19 protein-coding genes, 2 tRNA genes, 1 rRNA gene and 1 pseudogene are annotated in these 25,092 nt (G+C 32.6%); 6 read left to right on the top strand and 17 right to left on the bottom strand.

The genetic code is table 11. From position 1 onward, the window contains the following. Positions 1-35 precede the first annotated feature (35 nt). From lon to ACFX5E_RS13945, 8 genes are all read right to left on the bottom strand, one after another. Positions 36-2,486 (bottom strand): endopeptidase La, encoded by a 2,451-nt coding sequence (lon, locus tag ACFX5E_RS13980; protein WP_379855777.1) that lies wholly within the window; start codon positions 2,484-2,486, stop codon positions 36-38. Positions 2,487-2,817: 331 nt separating this feature from the next. Continuing rightward, complete coding sequence (locus ACFX5E_RS13975) at positions 2,818-4,128, bottom strand: MFS transporter (RefSeq protein ID WP_379855776.1); 1,311 nt, start codon at positions 4,126-4,128, stop codon at positions 2,818-2,820. Positions 4,129-4,301: 173 nt separating this feature from the next. Beyond that, on the bottom strand, positions 4,302-5,117 hold the full coding sequence (locus ACFX5E_RS13970; RefSeq protein WP_379855775.1) for a M48 family metallopeptidase: 816 nt from the start codon (positions 5,115-5,117) through the stop codon (positions 4,302-4,304). A gap of 89 nt (positions 5,118-5,206) precedes the next feature. Next, on the bottom strand, positions 5,207-7,606 hold the full coding sequence (locus tag ACFX5E_RS13965) for a glycoside hydrolase family 31 protein (protein ID WP_379855774.1): 2,400 nt from the start codon (positions 7,604-7,606) through the stop codon (positions 5,207-5,209). Between the two features lie 233 nt (positions 7,607-7,839). Further along, positions 7,840-8,247, bottom strand: coding sequence for a GxxExxY protein (locus ACFX5E_RS13960; RefSeq protein WP_379855773.1), 408 nt, complete (start codon positions 8,245-8,247; stop codon positions 7,840-7,842). 245 nt (positions 8,248-8,492) lie between these two features. Then, positions 8,493-10,400 carry a 1,4-alpha-glucan branching protein GlgB gene (gene glgB, locus ACFX5E_RS13955; protein ID WP_379855772.1) on the bottom strand — a complete coding sequence of 636 codons (1,908 nt, stop codon included), beginning with the start codon at positions 10,398-10,400 and terminating at the stop codon, positions 8,493-8,495. 67 nt (positions 10,401-10,467) lie between these two features. Beyond that, positions 10,468-11,748, bottom strand: a complete 1,281-nt coding sequence (locus ACFX5E_RS13950; protein WP_379855771.1) for a glucose-1-phosphate adenylyltransferase — start codon at positions 11,746-11,748, stop codon at positions 10,468-10,470. Further along, the gene (locus ACFX5E_RS13945; RefSeq protein WP_379855770.1) at positions 11,745-13,166 is read right to left on the bottom strand and encodes a glycogen synthase; all 1,422 of its coding nucleotides are present in this window, start codon (positions 13,164-13,166) and stop codon (positions 11,745-11,747) included. Before ACFX5E_RS13945 ends, ACFX5E_RS13950 begins: the two co-directional genes overlap by 4 nt. 177 nt (positions 13,167-13,343) lie before the next feature. On the opposite strand from ACFX5E_RS13945, the gene ACFX5E_RS13940 reads away from it, so the two are divergent. From ACFX5E_RS13940 to ACFX5E_RS13925, 4 genes are all read left to right on the top strand, one after another. After that, positions 13,344-14,210 (top strand): alpha/beta fold hydrolase, encoded by an 867-nt coding sequence (locus tag ACFX5E_RS13940; protein WP_379855769.1) that lies wholly within the window; start codon positions 13,344-13,346, stop codon positions 14,208-14,210. 92 nt (positions 14,211-14,302) lie between these two features. After that, positions 14,303-14,692, top strand: coding sequence for a peptide-methionine (R)-S-oxide reductase MsrB (msrB, locus tag ACFX5E_RS13935; protein ID WP_379855768.1), 390 nt, complete (start codon positions 14,303-14,305; stop codon positions 14,690-14,692). A gap of 4 nt (positions 14,693-14,696) precedes the next feature. Beyond that, the gene (locus ACFX5E_RS13930; protein WP_379855767.1) at positions 14,697-15,194 is read left to right on the top strand and encodes an endonuclease III domain-containing protein; all 498 of its coding nucleotides are present in this window, start codon (positions 14,697-14,699) and stop codon (positions 15,192-15,194) included. A 3-nt stretch (positions 15,195-15,197) separates the two neighbouring features. Then, positions 15,198-15,353 carry a hypothetical protein gene (locus ACFX5E_RS13925; protein WP_379855766.1) on the top strand — a complete coding sequence of 52 codons (156 nt, stop codon included), beginning with the start codon at positions 15,198-15,200 and terminating at the stop codon, positions 15,351-15,353. Positions 15,354-15,412: 59 nt separating this feature from the next. On the opposite strand, the gene ACFX5E_RS13920 is transcribed toward ACFX5E_RS13925, so the two are convergent. The 6 genes from ACFX5E_RS13920 to ACFX5E_RS13895 form a co-directional block, all read right to left on the bottom strand. Beyond that, positions 15,413-16,363: an NAD(P)H-dependent flavin oxidoreductase gene (locus ACFX5E_RS13920; protein WP_379855765.1), complete on the bottom strand. Its 951-nt coding sequence runs from the start codon at positions 16,361-16,363 to the stop codon at positions 15,413-15,415. A 182-nt stretch (positions 16,364-16,545) separates the two neighbouring features. Further along, on the bottom strand, positions 16,546-18,165 hold the full coding sequence (locus ACFX5E_RS13915; RefSeq protein WP_379855764.1) for an amidase: 1,620 nt from the start codon (positions 18,163-18,165) through the stop codon (positions 16,546-16,548). A 290-nt stretch (positions 18,166-18,455) separates the two neighbouring features. Beyond that, positions 18,456-18,905, bottom strand: a complete 450-nt coding sequence (locus ACFX5E_RS13910; protein ID WP_379855763.1) for a hypothetical protein — start codon at positions 18,903-18,905, stop codon at positions 18,456-18,458. 22 nt (positions 18,906-18,927) lie between these two features. Next, complete coding sequence (locus ACFX5E_RS13905; RefSeq protein ID WP_379855762.1) at positions 18,928-19,149, bottom strand: hypothetical protein; 222 nt, start codon at positions 19,147-19,149, stop codon at positions 18,928-18,930. Positions 19,150-19,372: 223 nt separating this feature from the next. Beyond that, positions 19,373-22,369, bottom strand: a complete 2,997-nt coding sequence (locus ACFX5E_RS13900) for a sensor histidine kinase (protein WP_379855761.1) — start codon at positions 22,367-22,369, stop codon at positions 19,373-19,375. Beyond that, positions 22,353-23,105, bottom strand: a complete 753-nt coding sequence (locus ACFX5E_RS13895; RefSeq protein WP_379855760.1) for a LytR/AlgR family response regulator transcription factor — start codon at positions 23,103-23,105, stop codon at positions 22,353-22,355. Before ACFX5E_RS13895 ends, ACFX5E_RS13900 begins: the two co-directional genes overlap by 17 nt. Before the next feature lie 172 nt (positions 23,106-23,277). Between ACFX5E_RS13895 and ACFX5E_RS13890 the strand changes: the two genes are divergently transcribed. Next, the gene (locus ACFX5E_RS13890) at positions 23,278-23,640 is read left to right on the top strand and encodes an ISAon1 family transposase N-terminal region protein (protein ID WP_379855759.1); all 363 of its coding nucleotides are present in this window, start codon (positions 23,278-23,280) and stop codon (positions 23,638-23,640) included. Positions 23,641-23,653: 13 nt separating this feature from the next. Further along, positions 23,654-24,607 (top strand): annotated as a pseudogene (locus tag ACFX5E_RS13885) (ISAon1 family transposase). 134 nt (positions 24,608-24,741) lie between these two features. On the opposite strand, the gene ACFX5E_RS13880 reads toward ACFX5E_RS13885, so the two are convergent. The 3 genes from ACFX5E_RS13880 to rrf all read right to left on the bottom strand — a co-directional run bounded on the left by ACFX5E_RS13880 (position 24,742) and on the right by rrf (position 25,084). Beyond that, positions 24,742-24,827: transfer RNA gene (locus tag ACFX5E_RS13880), tRNA-Leu, on the bottom strand. Positions 24,828-24,833: 6 nt separating this feature from the next. After that, a tRNA-Phe gene (locus ACFX5E_RS13875) sits at positions 24,834-24,906 on the bottom strand. 68 nt (positions 24,907-24,974) lie between these two features. Next, a 5S ribosomal RNA gene (gene rrf, locus ACFX5E_RS13870) occupies positions 24,975-25,084 on the bottom strand. Between the last annotated feature and the right edge of the window lie 8 nt (positions 25,085-25,092).

The following is a 25,092-nucleotide window of genomic DNA, read 5'->3' as shown; positions in this document are numbered from 1 at the left end:
TAATGAACTTGGAATTCAATTATAAAAAAGCGGTATTACAATACTTTTGCGTTTTTAACTTTCTGATCTGTCAAAGCAAATTTCAATACTTCATTCATTTCCTTCACATAATGAAAAGTAAGTCCTTCAAGATATTCCGGTTTTATTTCATCAATATCACTTTTGTTATCCTGACATAAAATAATTTCTTTGATGTTCGCTCTTTTGGCAGCCAATATCTTTTCTTTTATTCCGCCTACAGGCAACACTTTCCCTCTCAAAGTAATTTCCCCGGTCATAGCCATGTTTTTCTTCACTCTCTTTTGCGTAAAAAGCGAAACTAATGAAGTCAACATCGCAATTCCTGCACTTGGCCCGTCTTTTGGAGTAGCACCTTCCGGAACGTGTAAGTGAATATTATATTTTGATAATATCTCTGAATTTAGTCCTAACAATTCGGTATTGGCTTTAATATATTCCAATGCAATTGTTGCTGATTCTTTCATCACTGTTCCTAAATTTCCAGTAATAGTCATTGTACCTTTTCCAGGAGAAAGTAACGATTCTATAAAAAGAATATCACCACCTACGGAGGTCCAAGCTAAACCTGTAACCACACCAGCGACATCATTATTTTCGTATTTGTCACGTTCTAATCTTGCAACGCCTAGAGATTTAATTATATCCTGATCTGTAACTTTCTTGTTGTATTCCTCCTCCATCGCAACTGATTTTGCTGCATTACGGATTACTTGAGCAATTTTAGCTTCCAGACCACGAACTCCGGATTCACGAGTATATCCTTCTACAATTTTTTCCAATTGTTTTTTCCCGATAGTCAAATCTTTAGAAGTCAAACCGTGTTCTTTCAATTGTCTTGGAAACAAATGCTGACGAGCTATTTCTACCTTTTCTTCAATGGTATAACCTGACATATTGATGATTTCCATTCGGTCTTTCAACGCAGGTTGAATCGTAGCCATATTGTTGGAAGTGGCAATAAACATGACTTTTGACAAATCATATCCCATTTCCAAGAAATTATCATAGAACGAATTGTTTTGTTCCGGGTCTAAAACTTCAAGTAAAGCAGAAGAGGGATCGCCTTGACTGCCGTTTGATAGTTTATCTATTTCATCCAATACAAAAACAGGATTTGATGTTCCGGCTTTTTTCAAACTTTGAATTATTCTTCCAGGCATTGCACCTATATAGGTTTTTCTATGTCCGCGTATCTCCGCTTCATCACGCAAACCACCCAATGAAATCCTGACATATTTTCTACCCAATGCTTCCGCAATCGATCTTCCTATCGAGGTTTTTCCAACTCCCGGAGGTCCAGTCAAACAAATAATCGGGGATTTCATATCATTTCGCAATTTCAAAACTGCCAAATGTTCTATCATTCTTTTCTTTACATCTTCAAGACCAAAATGATCTCTATCGAGAATTTTTTGTGCTCGTTTTAAATCGAAATTATCTTTTGAAAACTCATTCCAAGGCAAATCTAAAAACAATTCCAGATAGTTTCTTTGTATTCCAAAATCAGGTGCCTGCGGATTCATTTTACGCATTTTAGCCAATTCTTTATCGAAATGTTTTTTCGTTTTTTCGTCCCATTTTTTTGATTTGGCTTTCAAACTCATTTCATCCATCTCCTCTTCCTGTGAAACGCCGCCCAATTCTTCTTGAATGGTTTTCATTTGTTGGTGAAGGAAATATTCGCGTTGTTGTTGGTCTAAATCGAAACGAACTTTAGATTGAATATCGTTTTTTAATTCGAGTTTTTGCAACTCAATATTCATATAACGCAATGTTTCTAAGGCTCTTTCTTTCAATTCATTAATCGCTAGCAAATCTTGTTTTTCTTTAACAGACAAATTCATGTTTGAAGTAACAAAATTGATCAAAAACGACTGGCTTTCAATATTTTTGATTGCGAAAGTTGCTTCCGTGGGAATGTTTGGACTTTCTTTAATGATTTGAATAGCTAATTCTTTAACCGAATCAAGAATTGCTACAAATTCAGTATCATTTTTCTTAGGTCTTTTTTCTGTAACTTCTTTAATATTCGCTGTTATATAAGGAGTTTCCGAAACAACACTGTCAATTTCAAAGCGTTTTTTTCCTTGAAGAATAACGGTTACATTTCCGTCGGGCATTTTTAAAACGCGTAGAATCCTGGCTACAGTTCCAATTTTATGGATATCATCAGTTGTAGGATCTTCATCCTCCTCATTTTTTTGAGCAACTACACCTATGATTCTGCCAGCAGCATTGGCATCATTAATTAATTTTATGGATTTATCGCGTCCTGCTGTAATCGGTATTACAACTCCAGGAAACAAAACCATATTCCGCAATGGTAAAATAGCTAATGTTTCAGGCAATGCCTCATTATTCATCTCCTCTTCGTCTTCAGGAGTCAACAATGGTATTAAATCTGCTTCGGAATCAAATTCTTGAAGTGACAGATTGTCAATAGTAAGTATTTTATGATTTGACATATATTTATTTAAGTCTTTTTGTCATTAAAAATTTTCATTTGTCAAGCAAATATAAGATATCATAGTATTAATTTAAATAAAATCGTTGTATGACACTAATAATTTGTACAACCCTAAAAGAGACAATCATTATGCCAAAATAAAAGTGAAATCAATTAGATCTTCTTACAAATAAAGAAAAATTCACGAATCAATATTTAAATAAAAACCGCTATATAAAATGCAAAAACTGCAGTACTAATTTGTATTTAAAATCAACTAAAAACTAATTAGTGCTGATTTTTGATGGTCATCAATTTGAACCTATTTTCTTATTGGTAATAACTATATACTAATCTTTTCGGTCTTCATTTTTACTCATAAAACTAAGAGCAATATAACCCAGCACAAAGAAAATCGCTAATATAAAAATTGAATTCCTAATCGAATTTGTAATAGAAGCTACAAAACCAAAAATAAAAGTACCAACTACTATGGCAATTTTTTCAGTAACATCAAAAAAACTAAAGTAGGTAGCGTGATCTTCTGTTTCAGGCAATAACTTTGAGTAAGTTGAACGTGATAAGGATTGTATCGCTCCCAAAACCATTCCTATCATTGCTCCAAGAGCATAAATTTGAATATCAATATATTTACTTTTAGCATCTAAGAAGTACACAGTAAACCAAATAAATGCCCAAATTGCAATAGTCAGTTTTAGTGTTTTTATATTTCCAATTTTCTCTGATATTCTTGAAAATAAATAAGCTCCGAAAATAGCGATTACATTTATTAATAAAATTATAATGATTAATTTACTGGTAGTAATTCCCAGTTCTTTTTTAAAAAAAATACCAGCCAGTAATATCATTGTTTGTACACCTATACTGTATAGAAAAAAAGCTGTTAAGAATTGTTTCAATTTTGTAAGTTTCTTTATACTTTTTGAAACAACTTTAAGCTCTCTTAATCCTTTAAAAATATAATCTTTTTCGGGTTTTTTATGAAATACATTATTAGGCAAATAATAAAAAGTTACTTGGGCAAAACCAATCCACCAAATACCAACAGATAAAAATGAAATTCTCGCAGGTAAAGAAGGATCGGTTATCCCATACCATTGAGGCATCATAACCATAGTCAAATTGAAAGTCAATAAAATTACAGAACCAAAATAACCATACATAAATCCTTTTGCACTTACTCGATCATGTTGTTCTGGAAAAGCAATTTCAGGCAAATAAGAATTATAAAAAACAATACTTCCCCAAAAACCAACACTAGCTAAAATAGTACCTAAAATTCCAATCCACAATGTATCTTGTCCCTTAAAAAAGAATAAACCCATTACTGATAACGAACCCAAGTAACAAAAAAACTGCATAAATCGTTTTTTATTACCTGTATAATCAGCAATTCCAGACAATATTGGCGATAATAGAGCAACTACCAAAAAAGAGAATGATATAGAATAAGATAATAAAGTTGAATTTATGAATTCTGTTCCAAAAAAACGAACAATACCATTGTTGTCGCTAGTTACAGTTTCATAATAGATGGGAAAAACAGCTGTTGAAATTACTAAACTATAAACGGAGTTAGCCCAATCATAAAAAGCCCAAGCGTTAATAACCTTTTTATCTCCTTTTTGTAATCCTTTCATATTTCATTTTTTTTACGATGCGAATTTATTTATTTTTTGTTTAACATTTGACAAAACGGTATGAAATCGTATATTAATAATTTGTTATCAAAAGTAATGTTAGGATAAAAAAAAAGCTATTCTAAAAAAGAATAGCTTCTGTATAAAATTAGATCTACTATTTAAATTGATTTTTATCTGTAAATAATTCCAACTTTAGCAGCTGTTGCTTTAGCTTCTGGAATTAAAGCTTTTAAATTTGCAATTCTTGTCGCATCCGATGGGTGTGTACTAAGAAATTCTGGTGGTGATTGCCCATTTGATTTCGCTGCCATTCTTTGCCAAAAAACGATAGACTCATCTGGATTGTACCCTGCAATTGCCATAAGTGTAAGTCCAATTTTATCCGCTTCACTTTCATGATTTCTGCTAAAGGGCAACATTACTCCCACTTGAGAACCTAATCCATAATATTGTTGCCACATTTGTTGATTTTCAGCACTTTGACTACCAGTAGCAGCGGCTACTCCAACGGCTCCTAATTGTTGCAATTGAGCAGCACTCATACGTTGAGCACCATGATTTGCCAATGCATGCGAAACTTCATGTCCCATTACAGTTGCTAAACCAGTGTCATCCTTAGTTATTGGTAATATTCCAGAATAAATGACAATCTTTCCACCTGGCATGCACCAAGCATTAACTTCTTTATTGTCTATTAATTTGTATTCCCAACGGTAATCATTCAAATATTGTGTTTGTCCTAAATAAGTCAAATATTTTTCGGATGCCGCTTTAATTCGCATTCCAACTGTTTCTACTCTTCTTGCATCAGCAGTTCCTGTAATCACTTTATTTTCTTTCAAGAAAGTGCCATATTGTTGAAAAGATGATGGAAACAACTCACTGTTTGAAACAAAATTTAGACTTTTTTTTCCTGTAATAGGATTTGTGGCACATGAATAAACTAATCCTAGTGCACAGACTCCTAATAATAAGTGTTTTTTCATAATTTTAAGTTTAAGTTAGTATACAAAAATACAAATAGTAATGAATTTTTCTCTTATATAATTAAATTCAAAAGTATCAACTTTTTTGGTTATTCACCAATAATGTGCAGCTCTGTAAACTCCTTATCAACGATTAAATAATTTCCTTCTTCAAATGATTGATGATCAAATGAAATTTTGACATTATCAACCTCAATAGCATTTATTTTAAATGGCAACCCTATTAAATCTATTTTATATTTAGAATATGGTGTGTCAAATTTTCCTTCTTTATGCAATTGAATAATTAATTCTTTTTCTTTTCCAGTCGTTTGAAATGATAAAAAGCTGTATCGTCCTTTTTTATAATCATAGCCATCTTGAGCATCCTCATAAACTACTGATTTTTCTTTGCCTTCTTTGTAATAAATCTCTAATGTCAATTCGTCAAATTCTAGCTCTCCAACATACTGCTGTACAGGATATTTAGGAATAACCGCACCTGCTTTTACAAAAAGTGGAATTTGATCGAATTTAGTATCCACCCAAATTTCTTTCCCTCCATGAACCTCCTCGTTTGTCCAATAATTATACCATTGTCCACGGGGAATATACATTCTCCTGCCTAAAGAATTAGGTTCTAAAATAGGACAAACTAAAATTTGATTCCCAAAAACAAATTCGTCATTTCTATAATGTGTCTGAATATCCTCTTGATCATAATATACCAATGGTTTTAACATTGGAATTCCCTCCTCTATATATTGCCAAAACATCGTATATAAATACGGTAATAATTGATAGCGCAAGTTGACAAACTTTCTTGTTATATCAATAATTTCATCGTCAAATGCCCAAGGTTCCTGATTACCATGATCGCCCGAAGAGTGTGTTCTACAAAAAGGATGAAAAACACCTAACTGAATCCAACGTGCATATAATTCACCTGAAGGTTGTTCCGCAAACCCACCAATATCTGAACCAGTGAAGCCCATTCCTGAAATAGACATTCTTTGTACTTGAATATTGGCTATCCACAAATGCTCCCAAGTGGCTACATTATCTCCTGTCCAAGAAGACGTGTATCGTTGTGCACCGGAATAGGCCGATCTTGTTATAATAAAAGGCCTTTTTGGGTAAGCAAATCTCTTTACCCCATGATAGGTGGCTCTTGCCATTTGTGTTCCATAAATATTATGGGCTTTCCTATGACTGCAAGGATTTCCATCGTAATCATGACGCACATCCATTGGGAAAGTTTTATTGGGAACCTCCATAACGGCAGGTTCGTTCATATCATTCCAAACTCCTTTTACTCCTATTTCCGAAATTAATTCTTTAAATAATCCAGCCCACCATTCTCTAACTGCCGGATTTGTGTAATCTGGAAAGTTACACTCTCCCGGCCATACTTTTCCTTTCATGTATGGACCATCGGCTCTTTTGCAGAAATAATCTTTTTCTAAAGCTTCTTTATATACGGAGTATTCTTTGTCAATTTTTATTCCCGGATCAATGATTACAACAGTTTTGAAACCATCTTCAGCTAATTCAGCCACCATTCGTTTTGGATCAGGAAAATATTCTTTGTTCCAGGTGAAACAACGAAAACCTTCCATGTAATCAATATCCAAATAAATTGCATCACAAGGAATTTTCAGCTCCCTAAATTTTGCCGCAACTTCTTTTACATTACTTTCTGGATAATAACTCCATTTACATTGATGATATCCTAGTGCCCAAAGCGGTGGCAATTCCGGTTTTCCCGTTAAATCCGTATAAGTGGTAACTACATCCTGCATTTGTGGTCCATAAATGAAATAATAATTCATTTCTCCACCCTCAGCCCAATAACTAGTTACATTTCTTCTTTCGTGGCAAAAATCAAAATGAGTTCTAAAGGTATTATCAAAGAAAATTCCGTACGATTGTTTGTTTTGTAATCCAATGTAAAAAGGAACGACTTTGTATAATGGTTCCTGATCTTTTTGAAAAGCATATTGATCTGTAGCAAAATTTTCCATTCTTTTTCCTTTCAAATTCAGTTGAGTCGCTTTGTCGCCAAGTCCGTAAAAACATTCGCCATCTTTGGAAGCCTTACTCATCTTGACAATATTACCGCCATATTCATAGCTTTCTTCCCAGTGAAAACCCAATTCATCTTCTAATATAACATTTTCATTCAAATCAAAAATAGACAATCTCATATCTGCTTTTTGAATTCTACATTGCACCTTACTGGTTTTTATCTGATAATAATCCGCTACTTCAGAAACTTCGAGAAAGTTATATCCATGAGAATGATTTTTATCAATAGCATAGGAAAAATCATTACTGAAATATCCTTTTGTCGTAAATCTAAAGCGGATTAAACTATCTCTTAATACAGTAACTTTAAGTATAACACTGTTATCAGTATGAAAACTAATAGAATCCACTTCATGCTCAAATGAAACTATTTTGGTAGGATATAAATCCCCTTTATATTCTAACTCGGTATTTGTAATCATTTTATGTGGAATTAATTATAATCAGCTTTTGGTGTCCAAACTTACAAAAATTACTTTGCAAGCTCATGTATATCTGATGTTTATTAACGAAAACGTTGTAGTCATTTAACAATGAGAATTAGAGAATAAGAGGGATTATCTTGTTTCTTAAGAAAAAAATTTAGACGGGAGATTGCATTTTTTACAATGAGGTTTAGAGATTTAGAGCGATAGATTTTGTTTTCTGTTTTTTATTAAGGTAATTGATTGTAATGTTCGTTTAGAAATACAAATTTGCCTTCTGACATTGTATTTTTAACATTAAAGTTTACAAGAATTCCTTTTGATACTTTTACGATTTTCATTTGGCTAATTAGTTTTGTTTTAAAGTCTGGAATTACCACTTGAACTGCTTTTAATTCTAGCATAATACAATTTTCCACAAATAAATCACATCTAAAATCAGTGGTTAAATTTAAATCTTTGTAGTTAAAATCAAATGAAGCTTCAGAAGTGAAATTAATATTTCTCAATTTTAATTCGTGGGCCAAACATTTATGATAAATGCTTTCTATCAAACCAGGACCAAGATTCTTGTGAACTTCAATTATTGAAGCAAAAATTTCATAACTTAAATTATCTACAAATTCTTTTGTAACCATTTGATTATCATTTATTCGTTTCTCAACAATGAAGTATAGAGATTATGTATTTTTTAAACAAAGAGATTAACAGATTAAGAGCAAAAAATATTAAAAATCTTTGTTTATTTTTTTACTATAGAAATTTAGATGGGAGTTTGTATTTTTTTTACAATGAGGTTTAGAGCAGTAGATAAATTCTGTTATGACTCCTCTTAACCTCTAAATCTCTTTGTTAAAAAACTAGTCTCTCTTTGTTAAAAAAATTATCCAATTTTAAAAACGGTGATACTCAAAGGTGGCAAAAGCAATTCAGTTGAATAATCTCTTCCATCGTAAGGCATTGCTTCAATTGATAGTTTTTTAGGGTTTAAAACTCCACTTCCACCATAAATTGTGGCATCACTATTAAAAATCTCAGTTAGTTTTCCTTTTCTTGGTAAACCAATACGATAATTTGGACGAACCACTTGAGTAAAATTACAAACAACAATTACATCCTCTTTTTGCTTATTTCCTTTTCTAATAAATGACATCACTGCATTTTGATGATCGGAGTAATTAATCCATTCAAAACCTTCAGGGCTAAATTGTTTTTCATGCAAAGCAGGCTCTGTTTTATACAATTTATTAAGGTTTGTAATCAATTTTTTCACCCCTTCATGAAAAGGATATTGTAATAAATGCCAATCCAGACTTCCTTCAAAATTCCATTCGCTGCCTTGCCCAAATTCACTTCCCATGAACAATAATTTAGTTCCAGGATGCATAAACATGTACCCATATAGCAATCTTAGGTTTGCAAATTTTTGCCATTCATCGCCAGGCATTCTGCCAGCAATAGATTTTTTACCATAAACGACTTCATCATGGGAAAGTGGTAACATAAAATTTTCTGAAAAGGTATAGGTCATCGAAAAAGTCAGATCATTTTGATGGTATTTTCTGTACACCGTATCCTTTTGAAAATATTCTAAAGTGTCGTGCATCCAACCCATCATCCATTTCATTCCAAAACCTAATCCACCAATAGATGTTGGTCTTGAAACCATAGGAAAAGAAGTACTTTCCTCTGCTATCGTTTGCACGCCTTCAAAATTAGAATAAACAGCTTCGTTAAATTCTTTCAAGAAAGTTATCGTATCAAGATTTTCTCTGCCTCCATAAATATTTGGCTCCCATTCTCCTTCATTTCTGGAATAATCCAGATACAACATCGAAGCAACAGCGTCCACACGCAAGGCATCAGCATGATAATGTTGCAACCAAAATAAGGCATTACTTATCAGAAAAGAACGAACTTCATTTCGTCCATAATTAAAAACTAAACTTTTCCAATCGGGATGATAGCCTTTTCTACGATCTGGATGTTCAAATAAGTTCGAACCATCAAAAAATCCTAAACCATGGGCATCATCAGGAAAATGGGAAGGAACCCAGTCCAGAATTACTCCAATTTCCGCCTCATGCAATTTATCTACTAAAAACATGAACTCCTGAGGGTTTCCAAAACGAGATGTTGGTGCAAAATAGCCCACTAATTGATATCCCCAAGACGGATCATACGGATATTCCATTATTGGCATGAACTCCACGTGAGTAAAGCCGGTTTCTTTTATATAATTTACTAAATCTTCGGCAAATTCAAGATAGGTTAGAAAACGATTATCATCGGCATGACGTTTCCACGAACCTAAATGAACTTCATAAACGGAGTAAGGCTTGTCGAGACCGTTGTGGTTTTGACGCGTTTCCATCCAGTTTTTATCTTTCCATTTATACTCTAAATCCCAAACTACTGAAGCGGTATGTGGTGGTTTTTCGCAATAAAAAGCAAAAGGATCAGCTTTCTCTGTTATAATTCCTCCATTATTAGATTGTATCTTATATTTATACGTTGTCCCTTTTTCTAAATTAGGTATGTATCCCTCCCAAATTCCTGAAGAATCCCAACGAACCTCTAACAAATGTTCACCCTGTGTCCAAAAATTAAAGTCACCAACTACAGAAACCGAATGAGCCGTGGGTGCCCAAACTGCAAAATACACGCCTTTGACCCCATCAACTTCTATAAGATGCGCACCTAGCTTTTCATAAAGTCGGAAATGTTTCCCAGCCTTAAATAAATCGATATCAAAATCTGTAAAAAGGGAATGCGAGATAACTTTACTCATATATAATTGTCTAATTCTATTTAATGAAAAACAGAATATTAATTTTAAGAAAAAACAGTTTATTAATCTACTTTATAATATAATTATCTGGGATAACTGCCCCTTTTTTGATAACAACAATCCCGTCTTTAATGGCATATAATTCATTCGAAAAATCGTCTAAATGATTACCTCCATGTATATAAACATCATTACCTATCCTACAATTTTTATCAACAATCGCATTACTTATAAAGCATCTTTCACCAATTCCAACTAATTGTCTTCCTTCTTTAATATCATCATTCATGTCACAGATATTCTCGTAGAAATCATTACCCATCACGTAACTGTTTTGAATAATTGTTCCCTCGCCTATTCTGGACCGAATACCAATTACTGAACGATTAATTTCTTTGGCGTTCAAAATACAGCCCTCGGAAATTAATGATCGGGCTACCATTGTTTTTTGGAATTTTGATGGTGGCAATAATCTTGGTCTGGTGAATATTTTATTATCGTTATCAAATAAATTAAATTTCGGTAAGTCATCTGTCAATCCAATATTAGCTTCAAAAAAAGAATCAATATTACCAATGTCTGTCCAATATCCTTCATATTGATAACTTAGTATCTTTTTATGCCCTACCGCTTGCGGAATAATTTCTTTACCAAAATCTTTAGTCTCTTTATTTGACATGATTTCTACCAACAACTTTTTGTTGAAGATGTAGATTCCCATGGAAGCCAAATAATGTTTTCCTTCACTTTTCATTTGCTCACTCACATCGGATTCCCAATTTGGCAAAAGTTCCTTAGCAGGTTTTTCAATGAAGGACTCTATACAACTTTCGGAATTCGTTTTTAAAATACCAAATTCAGGAGCATCTTTAACATTTACCGGTAGTGTGGCAATTGTAATATCAGCTTCATTCTTTATATGTTCCTCAAGCATTTGGTTAAAATCCATTTGGTACAATTGATCTCCCGAAAGTATTAACGCATAATCAAAATCATGATTCAAAAAATGAGGCATACATTGTCTAACAGCATCAGCAGTTCCTTGAAACCAAGTTGGATTATCAGGGGTTTGTTCGGCTGCAAGAATATCAACAAAAGCATGACTGAAAATACTAAAGTTATAGGTGTTTTTGATGTGAGCATTTAAGGAAGCTGAATTAAATTGTGTCAATACAAACATTCTATAAATATCTGAATTCATGCAATTTGAAATTGGAATATCAACCAATCTATATTTTCCTCCAATTGGCACAGCTGGTTTAGACCTAGTTTCTGTTAATGGAAATAATCTAGACCCTTGTCCTCCTCCTAAAATAATTGCAATGACATTTTTCTTTTTAGCTTTCATTTTTTGTTAATTATTAAATTATACATTTCTATATATTCCTGACAGACGCTACGCCAGGAGTGATCACTACTCATTCCTATTTTTCTGATTTTATTTAAATGTTTTTTATCATCATATAAATCTACTGCTCTCTGAATCGAGTAACAAATATCTCCTACACTTGCCTGATCATGGCATATCCCGTTTCCATCATCTCCAAAATCAATTACAGTATCTTTCAATCCACCTGTTCGTCTTACAATAGGAATTGTTCCATATCGTAGAGAATACATTTGGTTTAAGCCACATGGTTCTACTCTTGAAGGCATTAGTAAAAAATCGGAGCCTGCATAAATCAAATGAGCTAACTCTTCATTATATCCAATAAAAGTATTGTAGTTGCCTTTATAATCCGACAATAAGCTGTTTAATTGGTTTTCGATAATTGCATTTCCGGAACCTAAAATTAAGATATTTATTTGCTGGAAATTTTCCGATAAAGCAAGTGCCGCCGCATGTGGTAATAAATCGCCTCCTTTTTCTTCTAATAATCTTCCAATGAAACTAAAAAGTGGTTTTGTTGGATCTAAATTAAAAAGGTTGCACAATTTTTCTTTATTTTCCTGTTTCCCTTGTTCGAAATTTTTAATCGAATAATTGGTTGATAGCATAGCATCATTTGCCGGATCCCAAACTTCAACGTCGATTCCATTCAAAATTCCTTTGGACTTATATCGAACCAGATTAAATAAAGATTCTAATCCATTAGCCGAATAATTTATTTCATTCAAATAATTAGGTGAAACCGTCGTTACAGCCCAAGCGCATTTGATTGCAACAGCCAATGAATTGATGCAATTATCCCATTCTAAAATTTTAATATGTGCCAAATCAAATTCAGGCAAATAATACAATTTATCAAAACCAAACTGTCCCTGATACAATCCATTATGAATGGTAATCATTGTCGGCGTATTTTGCAATTTTTCATATTTATTGCAATATAACATCATGAATGGAATTAATCCGGTATGATGATCATGACAATTAATTACATCCGGAATCTGGTCTCTTCCAATTATCCAATCCAAAGCGGCAATTTGGAAAGACAAAAAACGTTCAATATCATCTTCATAACCGTAAACTTCTTTTCTATCAAATAGCTCCGGAATTTCCACTAAATACAGCTCAAATTCTAATTTATCTGTTTTCTCTTTGAGGATATTAAACGGAAAATCAAAATTGCCTAACTTCAAATGTCCCCAATGAACACATTCAAACTCATTCTCTTTCCTGAATTTTGTATCATAACAAGGCATCACAACTCTTACAAGATGTCCTGCATTATTTTGATATTTTGGTAAAGCCCCAACAACATCAGCTAAACCTCCTACTTTTGCCACTGGGTAACATTCTGCACTGATATGAAATATTTCCATTTATGAAATTTTTTGTTCAATAATTATTGCTTAAACAATACTACAATTTATTACTTTAATTACTTTTAAGTAATTACTAAGAATTCATTAATTTTTTTAGAAAAAATACTACTTTTATGTTTTTCTAAATTTAGTGAAAAATAAATAAAATAGTAACAACGTTGAAAATTTATTGTAATGACAAAAAAAACTTCTATTCATACTCAATCATTGAAAATTCCTAAATTTATCATACTAACAAGTAAATTTTTCTCTTTTATTTCTCCAAAACTGGTAACTTTATTTGCAGCAAAATTATTCACAACTCCTATAAAACATAAAATTCCTAAAAGGGAATTGGAAATGGACCATAAAAGCATTCAAAAACTGATTCCTGTTCCAGCAATTAATAAAGAGATAATGGTTTATAATTATGGGAAAAGTAATAAGAAAGTATTATTAGTTCACGGATGGTCTGGAAGGGGCACTCAATTATTCAAAATTGCCGATGAATTACTTAAAGCGGGATATTCAACGATAAGTTTTGATGCGCCTGCACATGGAAAATCTCCTGGAAAAACCGCTATTATGGTAGATTTTATCGCTGCGATTTTAGAAATTGACAAACAGTTTGGTCCTTTTGAAGCCGCTGTAGGTCATTCGTTAGGCGGAATGTCAGTTTTGAATGCAATAAAAAAAGGACTCCAAGTAAACAACGCCGTGGTTATCGGCAGTGGAGATATTGTTCAGGATATCGTGGATGATTTTGTGGTGAAATTAGAATTGAAGCCAAATATAAGCACTCGTTTGCGTCTTTTTTTTGAAAAAAAATACAAAGAGGACATGAATAGTTATTCTGCTTATTTAGCCGCTAAAGAAACTGCTATTCCAGTTCTGGTTATTCATGATAATAATGATCCCGAAGTTCCGGTGAATGCAGGTTTGCACATTCACAAATACTTGCAAAATGGAGAGTTACTATTAACTGATGGATTAGGACATAGAAAAATTTTGGGTAATCATAAAGTTATTGAAAGAACAGTTCAATTCATTCAAAACAAATAACTGATTTCCAAATATTTAAATTAAATTTTATAATTTTATTCGCAAGATATAAAGTATAAATAATAATAATTTTTTAATAAAATTAATAAAAAATGAAATATCCTTTAGAAAAAACAGAACAAGAATGGAAAGAACAATTGGGTGAAGAACGCTATAGAATTCTTCGTCAAAAAGGAACTGAATACCCCCATACAGGAACCTACAATTTGCATTACGAGAAAGGAACCTATTGCTGTGGAGCTTGCGGAGAACCTTTGTTTGAAAGTAACTCAAAGTTTGATGCGCATTGCGGCTGGCCGTCTTTTGACGAATCAATTCCTGGAAAAGTACAATACATTTCGGATGTTACACACGGCATGAAACGCACGGAAATCCTTTGTGCTAATTGTGGCAGTCACCTCGGGCATGTATTTGATGACGGTCCTACTAAAACCGGGCAACGGTATTGTGTAAATTCCTTATCAGTGGACTTTAAAGAATAATGCCATGGATTTATTTGGAAACTCGACTGATTGGGCCAAGAAACTAGAGCCTATTCTTACAAAATACAAAGACAGAAAACATCCGTTAGACCATCACAATTTGTACCAACTTTTGGTGATGGTGGTTCTATCCGCTCAAGACTCTGACGCCCATATAAATAAAATAGCTCCGGCTTTATTTGAAGTTTATCCTAATATGGAAAGTTTGGCAGGATCGAATTTTGATGCATTAATTCCCTATATCTCCAATGTCAGAAATTTTGGAAATAAAGCCAAATGGTTACTGGAAATTGCTCAAATCCTTAAAAAAGACGAAAATATTCCGCTTGCTATGGACGATTTAGTTGCTCTAAAAGGCATCGGACGAAAATCAGCCAATGTCATAATGCGAGAAGCAAAAGTTCCTGCAGAAGGTATCATAGCTGATTTACATGTTATCCGTGTTGCTCCCAGAATTGGTCTAATCACAGAAACCAAAGACGGCATTAAAGCCGAAAAATAGCTTATGCAAGTGTTACCAAAAGAAATTTGGGGAGAAATTGGAATGGCTATATCATTTCTGGGAAGAGAAATTTGTCGACCCCAACCCAAATGTGAAGAATGTCCAATTAATGAAGTTTGTAATTATTACAATACTGTTTTCAAAAAAGATCCCATTTAATCAAATCGTATTTGATTAAATGGGATCTTATATAATTATAGCTAAAAATCTCTAAAAAATTACAAACATAACTTATCAACGATTTTAGATATAGCACTTATTTCAGTGGTGTTTTCAATAGTTGGGCCAGCAACCCAAACTGTTTTATAAGTAACTTCAGTAGCTGCTTTAGTGACTGCATTTGATCCTATCATGTATCGAATCATCTTTACCCACTTTTTTAAAGTTTTATTTTTATTTAAAGTTCGTTCTAACCAAGTCTGTTTAGTTCCCGCCTTTTTTACATAAGGCGTATTAATAACAGTACAAGGTGTTCCCGATATTTTCTCCGTCAAAACAATATCTTTTGCACCATAATCAACACAAGCTTGTTTATATTCCTCTGAAACCCCAGATTCAAATGACGCGATAAAAGGACTCCCTACAGATACTCCTACTGCACCATATGCTAACATTTTGTCCAGTTCTTTTTTAGTGCTAACACCACCTGCCGAAATAACAGGCAATGTGGTATTTAAATTTAATTCTTTAATCAATTCCTCTGGACCAAGATCCCCTCTATGACCGCCAGCCAGATTATTGACCGCTATTAAAGCATCTGCACCCAAACTTTCCACTTTTTTGGCAAAAGCCAAGTCGGTAACATCGCAAAAAACTTTAATTCCAACCTTATGAGCTTGCTTGATAGTCTCCTCAGGCGAGCCTAGAGAAGTAATTATAAAACCTACTTTTTCCTCACACAATACAGCTAACTGATCCTTGTATTTGATATTTGATTTATTTACAATTAAATTATAACCAAAACTCCCGCCAGCAACTTTAGCAGCTCTAAGTTCAATAACTGAAGCACGTAATTCCTCCAATGTGCGATAATTTAATGCAGGAATACAACCCGCAACACCCGATTTCATTCCTTCAATTACCATTTTAGTATTTGAAACTAAAAACATAGGCGCCATAATCAATGGACGATTAATATTCAGAAGGGAAGTTAGCGTAGGTTTTATCATTATTTATATTTTTAATTAAAACAAATATAGGCAAATTTACTATGCGTGCCTAGTATTTAAAATTAAAACAAAATACAGAATTTCCATTTTGGTAATGTAAAATTGTCTCTAGTACTATAAAAAAGATAGAGAGTAATAATTATTACTCTCTATCTTCAAAAAACAAATAGTTTACATTTTTTTTATAAAAAAGAAGGCTTTAAAGCTGGCTTTATTCTTTTTTTAGAAGCTTGTTCATAAGCAAAGCCTAACCCTATCAATTTACCTTCAGTATAAGGTGTTGAAAAAAAGGATAGTCCAACAGGTAATTCATAAACCATTCCGCAGGGAACAGTAATATGCGGATATCCACTTGCTGCAGCGGGAGTCGTCAAGGAGTATCCCCAACGGTCTCCATAAATCATATCGATACTGCATGCCGGCCCCATTGTTATTCCGCAAATTGCATCTAACTGATTTTCTTTGAAAACTGTATTTAAAATATTTTTACTTCCTGTAAAACTTTTTGCCAATGCATCAACATATATGGTGTCATCCAATCCTTTTTTGGCATCAGAACTTTCCAGCGTTTCTTGCTTGAAATAAGGCATAACTTTATCTTCATTACTTTTATTAAAAGCAATTACCTCTTTCAAAGTCTTTACTTTTGCATTAGCTGTAGCTAAATATTTATTTAATCCATCTTTAAATTCGTATTGTAAAACTTCAAATTCGGCTTGACCTAAAGCATTAATTTTATCCAGATAGTCAATTTCGACAACGGTAGCACCTTGTTTTTTTAGAATGTTGATTGCATCTTCTAAAAGTGCATTAATGTATTTATTATTTCCTTGCGGTTTTTTCTCAATTCCGATACGCTTGCCTTTCAAAGCGTTTACAACTAAAAACGTAGTATAATCCTTTTGAGCCTTTCCTTTGCTTTCAAGTGTTACAGCATCATCTTGGTCAATTGCAGCCATTGCTCCCAGTAAAATAGCAGCATCGGTTACGGTTCTAGCCATTGGTCCTGCAGTGTCTTGTGTTTTTGAAATAGGAATAATTCCAGATCTACTGACCAAGCCAACTGTCGGTTTAATGCCGACAACACCATTAACTGAAGCAGGGCAAACCACAGAACCATCAGTTTCTGTTCCTACTGCAACAACGCATAAATTAGCAGAAACAGCTGCACCTGAACCCGCACTTGATCCACATGGATTGTGGTCTAAAATATAGGCGTTTTTTGTCTGTCCGCCTCTACTACTCCAGCCAGAACAGGATTGAGTTGAACGGAAATTAGCCCATTCGCTCAAATTAGTTTTACCAATGATTATAGCACCGGCTTCTCTTAATTTTTTAACCACAAAAGCATCTTTCGAAGGAATATTACCTTCCATCGCCAAGGCTCCCGCTGTCGTTTGCATTTTATCTCCAGTATCAATATTGTCTTTTATCAAAATTGGAATACCGTGTAAAGGACCTCTGCTCTTGCCAGATTTCATTTCTTTATCCATTTCGACGGCAATTGAAATGGCATCTGGATTAATTTCGATAACCGAATTTAATTGAGGTCCAGTTGCATCAATAGTTTCGATGCGTTTTAAATATAAGCGTACTAATTGTTCCGAAGTATATTTTCCAGAAGCTAATTTCTTTCTTAAACTGCCTATGGTTTCTTCATCTAATTCAAATGCAGCATTGGAATCTTCAATTGATACTGGATTTTCATCCTTTTTGGTACCGGAAGTACAGCCTGTAATCATAAGTGTGGTAAGACCTGCAGACGCTAAAGTTGTAGTAGTTAAAAAAGATCTTCTTTTCATAGATTAATTATTTATTTGGATAACTATTTATTAAGCAATGAACTAAAGTAGTTTTTTTTTACTAAATAAATTAAATAATTAAATTGAACAAAAGTTAAAGTTTAGATTATAATTGAAGTGGGAATAGAATTTCTTTTCTCCTTCAAATATTCATCTTATGAAAAGGGTTTTTCAATTAAAAACTATTCCTACACGAGAAAAAACGAAACCAAAATGGAAATCAAAATTAAATACGTAAACGCATACACAAACTTTCGTTGGGGATGTTCATAATGAATGGCATCATTTTTTTAAAAATTTCTAACAAACAACATCACTTTGTTTTCAAACAGTTTTGATAATTCATGGCTTAAAATATTTGTAAAAATGAGTAAAGCGCTTTTTTCAAATAAGGAATTTTCCTTATTATTTTCATCTTCAGCGTAACTAAAATCAACAATATTATCATTGTTATAATTTCTTAAAAATCCTCTATCCTCGTCTTCCTCCTCTTCAATATTCTTTAAAACGAAGAACCAGGAACAGATCAAAAAACTTAAAAGAATAAAATATATTGGAAAGTCAATTTCTGAACTAGTCAATAAGGTAAAATTATATATTCCAAAGCCAGAATTAGAAAGTAAAAGCGATTTGTAGGGCGAGTTTGATTTGGATTCTAAAAAAAAGCTCGTCAAAACGATACCAAAAGCGATATAAGAAACAACGGTAAAATTTTGCAGATGCAAAAAAATAGAATCCATAATTAAAATTGTATTATTCAATTTATAATAATGTGACATTTTGAAAAAATGGTAGATGCCTTCCCTGACAATTCCCTTTTGGATGCTGCGGACAAAAAAAGCTTTTTAAACTCAAAATCGAAGAAGATATAGCTCCACAATATTTGCAAAAATATTGCGCTTTTTCAGGACCTTCATATAGCATATCTTTTCCTTTGCCATTTCCAAGAGGATGCCTAAAACATAATTTTTCTGTTAAACTCAAAATGCTGTTGCTTTTGGAACCACAATTTTCACAGTAATACTTTTGCATACGATTTGGATTTTGATTTATCTACTTTACAACAAAAATATAGGATTTCTCAAACCCAAATTAATAGTCTTATGAAAGGTACTTTTTATTCTATGAAAGTACATGATTGGTTTGTAAAACGAAAAGGCTCCTATCCAATTTGGATAAGAGCCATTTCAATTATTCATTTCAACTATTATAACGTCAGTTTTATCGTGACTGTTGTTCCGTTGTTTTCTGTTAATTGGATGTCTATAGGATTAACATTCAAATTTTGTAAAAGGGAAAGTCTTTCTTTAGTCAACTGAATACCTTTTGATTGATGTATTTTCATTTTTTTTGCAGCAGTTAAGCTCATTCCGTTGTCAATAATTTTACATTCCAAAATATTTTTAGACAACATTTCAAAAGAGATTGTCAGTTTTGGCGTAACAAATGAAGCGTTAAAGGCATGAACAAAAACATTTTCCACAAAAGGCTGCAGCAACATGGTTGGAATTTTAGAATGATAAGGATCCACGTCAGCACCCAGTCGAAATTCAGCTTCAATTCGATTATCAAAACGCATATTTTCAATAATAATATAAGACTTCAAATACTCCATCTCTTCTTCAATAGTTATCGTTTGTTTAGAAGAATTTTCTAATGTTTTACGAATTAACTTTGCAAACTCTCCAATATATTTTAGCGAATTATCAATGTCATTACTGATAATATAATCTTGTATAGCATTCATCGCATTAAACGTAAAATGAGGATTCATTTGGCTTAACAATGCCTCCAGTTTGGTTTCTGCGATACGTTTTTGAATAACTGCTTTTTCTCTTGATTTCTTTTTAGATTTAAAAATCAAATAGACTAAAACATTAAATACAATCAATATAACTAGAGCAATAAACCACCAAGTCATCCAAAATGGAGGTTTAATATGAATTTTCAATAATTTAAAAATGGTTGCTTTCCCTGCATTCGAATCAAAAACTTCCACTTCTAAATTATAAGTACCATATGGCAAATAGGGCAAAAATAAGTTTGTTTTTTCACTATAAGGACTCCATCGATTGGTACTTTTTAGACGATATCGAAATTTTAATTTATTAGGAAAAGCATGGCCTTTTGATATAAAATCAATAGAAAAAGAATTGTTTTTATAATCACAAATTAATTCTTTTGAATTATAACGAAACCATTTATAATTCAAGGAACTGATGGGAACATTATTAATTGCGATTGTTGAAATTGTCATCTCTGACACTGTCATTTGTGGCGCTAACAATCGGTCTAAATCAATTGTATAATACCCTTTTTTAGTTCCTAGCCACAATTGTTTTCCAAAAATTTGTGAAGTGGTAACCGCTGCATCTTTCAATCCTTGCTCCTTGTCTATTAATCGGACAATACCATCTTTGAAGAGGTTAATTCCTTTTTCAGTTCCGATAAGAATAAAATCTTTATACGATTCTAAAAACAGAATAGTGTTGCCTACTATCTCTTTTTTAGAAATAGTTTTTAAAATTTTAAAAGCTTTTGAATCATCTACAATAAAAACATTTCCAAATTCTGCAGCCAAAATAAGTTGCCCCTTGCTGTTAATTGTTATGTGTTTGAACTTTTTCTCTTTCCAAATTCCTTCCGCCAAATAAGAATGAAACTGCTTATTTTTATAGACATATAATCCATTAAAAACGGATAGTAAATACGTTCTATCTTTGTTAGTCAAAATCTTAACAATAAATTGAGGAGTGTTTTTTTCGAACTTTGAAAAATGTTTATTAACTAAACTGTGAACATTTTTGTATAGCCTTGTACCTGCATAAGTTATTGTTTCTATGAATTTACCGTCATAGCTAAAACCAATTTTCAAACTGTGTTTAGGCAAGTAATTTATAATACTTCCGAAACTGTCAATTTCAAATATCCCTACATTACTGCCTATCCAAAAAGAATGGCCATCTTTCACTATTTCATAAAATTCAATACCAGTAGCTGGAATAGTAAAATCCAATTCAAAATCTCTCGACTCAATTCCTTGTTTGGCAACAACTTTATTTCCCTTTTTCAAAAAATTTAATTCGAAATTTTTAAAATCAAGAGGAGAAATAGTTTTTATAATGTTCTTATTTGACCCTAAAATAGTTAAACCTTTGTTGTGCAAAATTAATTTATGTTGTCCTAAATTTTCAAAATCTATTACTGATTTAGTATCAAATAAATTATAATCAATTATTCTATCCAATCGAACTTCATAAATCCCTTTATCATTGGAACCTACATATAAAATATCTTTAGATTTATCATAAACTACATTTAATAAAATTTTAGAATTAATTCCAAAATATTCCGAAACATCAACCATTTTATCATTCTCAATTTTATAAAGACCTCCATCCGGCTTGTAAACTCCCCAAGCCGCTGCAAAAATTGAGTTTCTTTTGTCTTTTGTGTATTGCCAAACAAAGGATTTTCCAAATTTAGTAGCCGATATCTTGTCTTTTAAAATATCATTTATATTAAATTTATCTATGAACCCTTCATTACTGCTATAAAGTGTTGATCCAAAAAGAGCTAATCCGTAGGTATTTTTACGCAAAAGAATCGGAATAATTTTTGGCTTTGCACCTGATTCATCAATTCTAAACAAACCATCAAAAATAGAAGCAAAATAAACTTCATTTCCGTACTCAAAAAAGGATATACTAATAAAATCTTCTTTATGCGATGGAACTTTTGGAGTTACTAATTTATTTGTATTTATATCAATAATCGAAACTCCCTGTTCCGTACCCACATATATTTTATTTTTAAAAGGAAATACTTTTCGGGTTTTATCCGCTAATAAGCCATTTTTTGTTGTAAAAACAGTGAACTTTTTACCATCGTATTTACTAATCCCTCCTCCATAACTGGCAAACCACATATTACCATTTGTATCTTGATTAATATCCCAACAACTGTTGTGAGCCAAACCATTAGTTTCATCAAGATTAGAAAAGGAACCATTCTCCATTCTGGAAACGCCATTTTCAGTTCCAATCCATAAAATATTTTTTGAATCCAAAAATAAAGAACGAACGGCATTGTTAGGTAAACCATCCGTAGTAGAATAATTCTTGGACGGATAATATTGTCCCAAAAGTAAATACGGGAAAAACAATAGACCGAAAAAAAAGATTAACTTATTTAGAAATCGCATCAATTAATTCTTTTTTGGAAAATGATTTATCTGAAACAGGAATTTTATCCCCAGTAATCATTTCTAAGATAAACTCATCAGACCTGAAGCTAATTACAAAATTGATATTAATTAAAAAACTTCTATGAACTCTCAAAAAATTGGAGGAATGAAGCAATTCACAGGTCTCCTTAAACGATTTAGAAGTAAAATGATTTTTGTCCAAAGTATGAACTGTAGTATAAGCCCCGTCCGATTTACAAAAGACAATTGTATTGGCTTGAACTACTTCAAAACCCATTTTTGAGGGAAAAACAATTCTCTCTTTACCTGTATTTTTATTGGCAATATTTTCAGCTAATAATTTATAACGATTAAAATTAATTTTATCTGATTTATCTTTCTCAACCCTAGCGATCGCCAATTTAAAATCCTCAATATCAATAGGTTTAATAAGGTAATCTAAAGCACTAATTTTGATAGCATCTATGGCATATTCTTTATGAGCTGTTGTGAAGATAGTGTCAAATTCAACCGTTTCAAAGTATTTAAAAAGTTCAAAGCCATTTTCCTCCGACATTTGAATATCTAAAAAAACAATATCAGGATTGTGTTTTTTAATGGAAGAAATTGCTTTTTTAACAGAGTCACATTCATCAACGATTTCTATTTTGTCATTGTACAAATGATTACATAATTTTTTCAAAAAACTACGTGCATGGGATTCATCGTCAACTATAATTACTTTTAATTTCATTAAATGGAATATTTAAGCTAAAAATACTACATATAAAAGAGGAAACCTACCAATATTGAACATTAAAAACATTTATAAACAGAAAAATCCCATTTAACCGAATAAAGGATCAAGTCTAAAAGTTGTGGGGAAATATTAAATTTCGATATTTGTATTTTAAAAACAGATACAAATGCAAGATTCTTTTAGTACGCTAATCAAATTATTATTACCCGAAATTATTGTGGATTATTTTGAATTGACTTCTTATAAAAAAGCAGAAGAAATACTTCATTTATATTTAAAAGAAATTAATTCGATTCCTAAAGAGTATCGACAAAATAAATTAAGCTCCAAAGGATTCTTTGAAGAGATAACCGTTCAAGATTTTCCAATTCGTGGACACCAAGTATATCTTCATATTACACGCAGAAGATGGCTCAATGAAGACACTGGGCAAGTCGTCTTTAGAGATTGGAATTTAGTAGCAGACGGGACTCGGGTAACACAGGAGTTCGCGTCTTTTTTAAAAGAGATCAACAGATTCGAAGCCTAATGACTGTAATGCCATTGCTTCTTTCTATGGAGTTAGTGGCAAAAATCTGCAACATCAATACAAAGATTTCCTTAGTAATTTTAAAACTTGGGATCAACTCTCACACGCCAAGCAATGGCTTATTTTTCCAAAAAACTTAGGCAAACGTTTATCTATAGATGAAACGTCCCTCTCCAATGGCGAACTCTATACTATTTTAACTAACAAGGCAGCCAAAGGAAAGAAAGGGAGTATAGTTGCCATGATTGCCGGAACTAAAGCCGATACTGTAATTTCTATTATAGAAAAAATTCCTCTCAAAGCGCGCAATCAAGTCACAGAGATTACCCTGGATATGGCAGCAAATATGGGATTAATTGCCAAAAAATGTTTTCCAAATGCTACACGGGTAACCGACCGCTTCCATGTTCAAAAATTAGCCACAGAAGCTTTACAAGAAATCAGAATCAAATACCGTTGGTAAGCCATAGATCAGGAAAATTAGGCTATAGAAAAAGCCAAGAAAAACAAGAAAAGGTTCGAACCTGAAGTCTTGACCAATGGAGATACTCTTAAACAATTACTAGCCAGAAGCCGCTATTTCTTGTACAAAAACAAATCAAAATGGTCGCCAAACCAATTAGAACGAGCCAATTTATTATTTGAATTATATCCCGATATTCAAAAAGCATACAACCTAACACAAGACTTGCGCACTATTTTTGAAAAGACAACCGATAAAATAATAGGCTTTGCCAAATTAGCCAAATGGCACGAAAAAGTAAACCAATCTGGATTCAAATCATTCAATAAGATATCTCGAACGATAATCAATCATTATCAAACCATATTGAACTATTTTGATAACAGAAGCACCAATGCATCGGGGGAATCTTTCAATGCCAAAATAAAAGCTTTTAGATCTCAATTCAGAGGTGTGAGAAATATAGAATTCTTCCTTTTTAGACTAACTAATATTTATGCTTAATTTTATCGCTCCACAGGTTTTGGGATTGATCCAGAAAGAGATTAAACACTCGTTAAATATAATGTTTATAGTGAATTTTTCAGTAAAGAAAATTAAAAAAACTTCAGCCAGCTTTAGCCAACTGAAGTTTCTTGTACTCAGAGCGGGACTTGAACCCGCACGAACATTGCTGTTCACTGGATTTTAAGTCCAGCGTGTCTACCAATTTCACCATCCGAGCATTTTGTGGTACCTCCAGGGATCGAACCAGGGACACATGGATTTTCAGTCCATTGCTCTACCATCTGAGCTAAGGTACCATTGTACTTTCCTTATAATGAAGAAAGTATTAATAAAAAACCCTGTTCGCTAGAACAGGGTTTTCAAATAAAGGCGACGACATACTCTCCCACATAACTGCAGTACCATCTGCGCAGGCGGGCTTAACTACTCTGTTCGGGATGGGAAGAGGTGAGCCCCGCCGCAATAACCACCTTAAGAGGTTA

The sequence above is a fragment of the Flavobacterium xylosi genome (assembly GCF_042787345.1).
Lineage (GTDB): Bacteria > Bacteroidota > Bacteroidia > Flavobacteriales > Flavobacteriaceae > Flavobacterium > Flavobacterium xylosi.
This window is presented reverse-complemented; position numbering and strand designations above follow the sequence as displayed.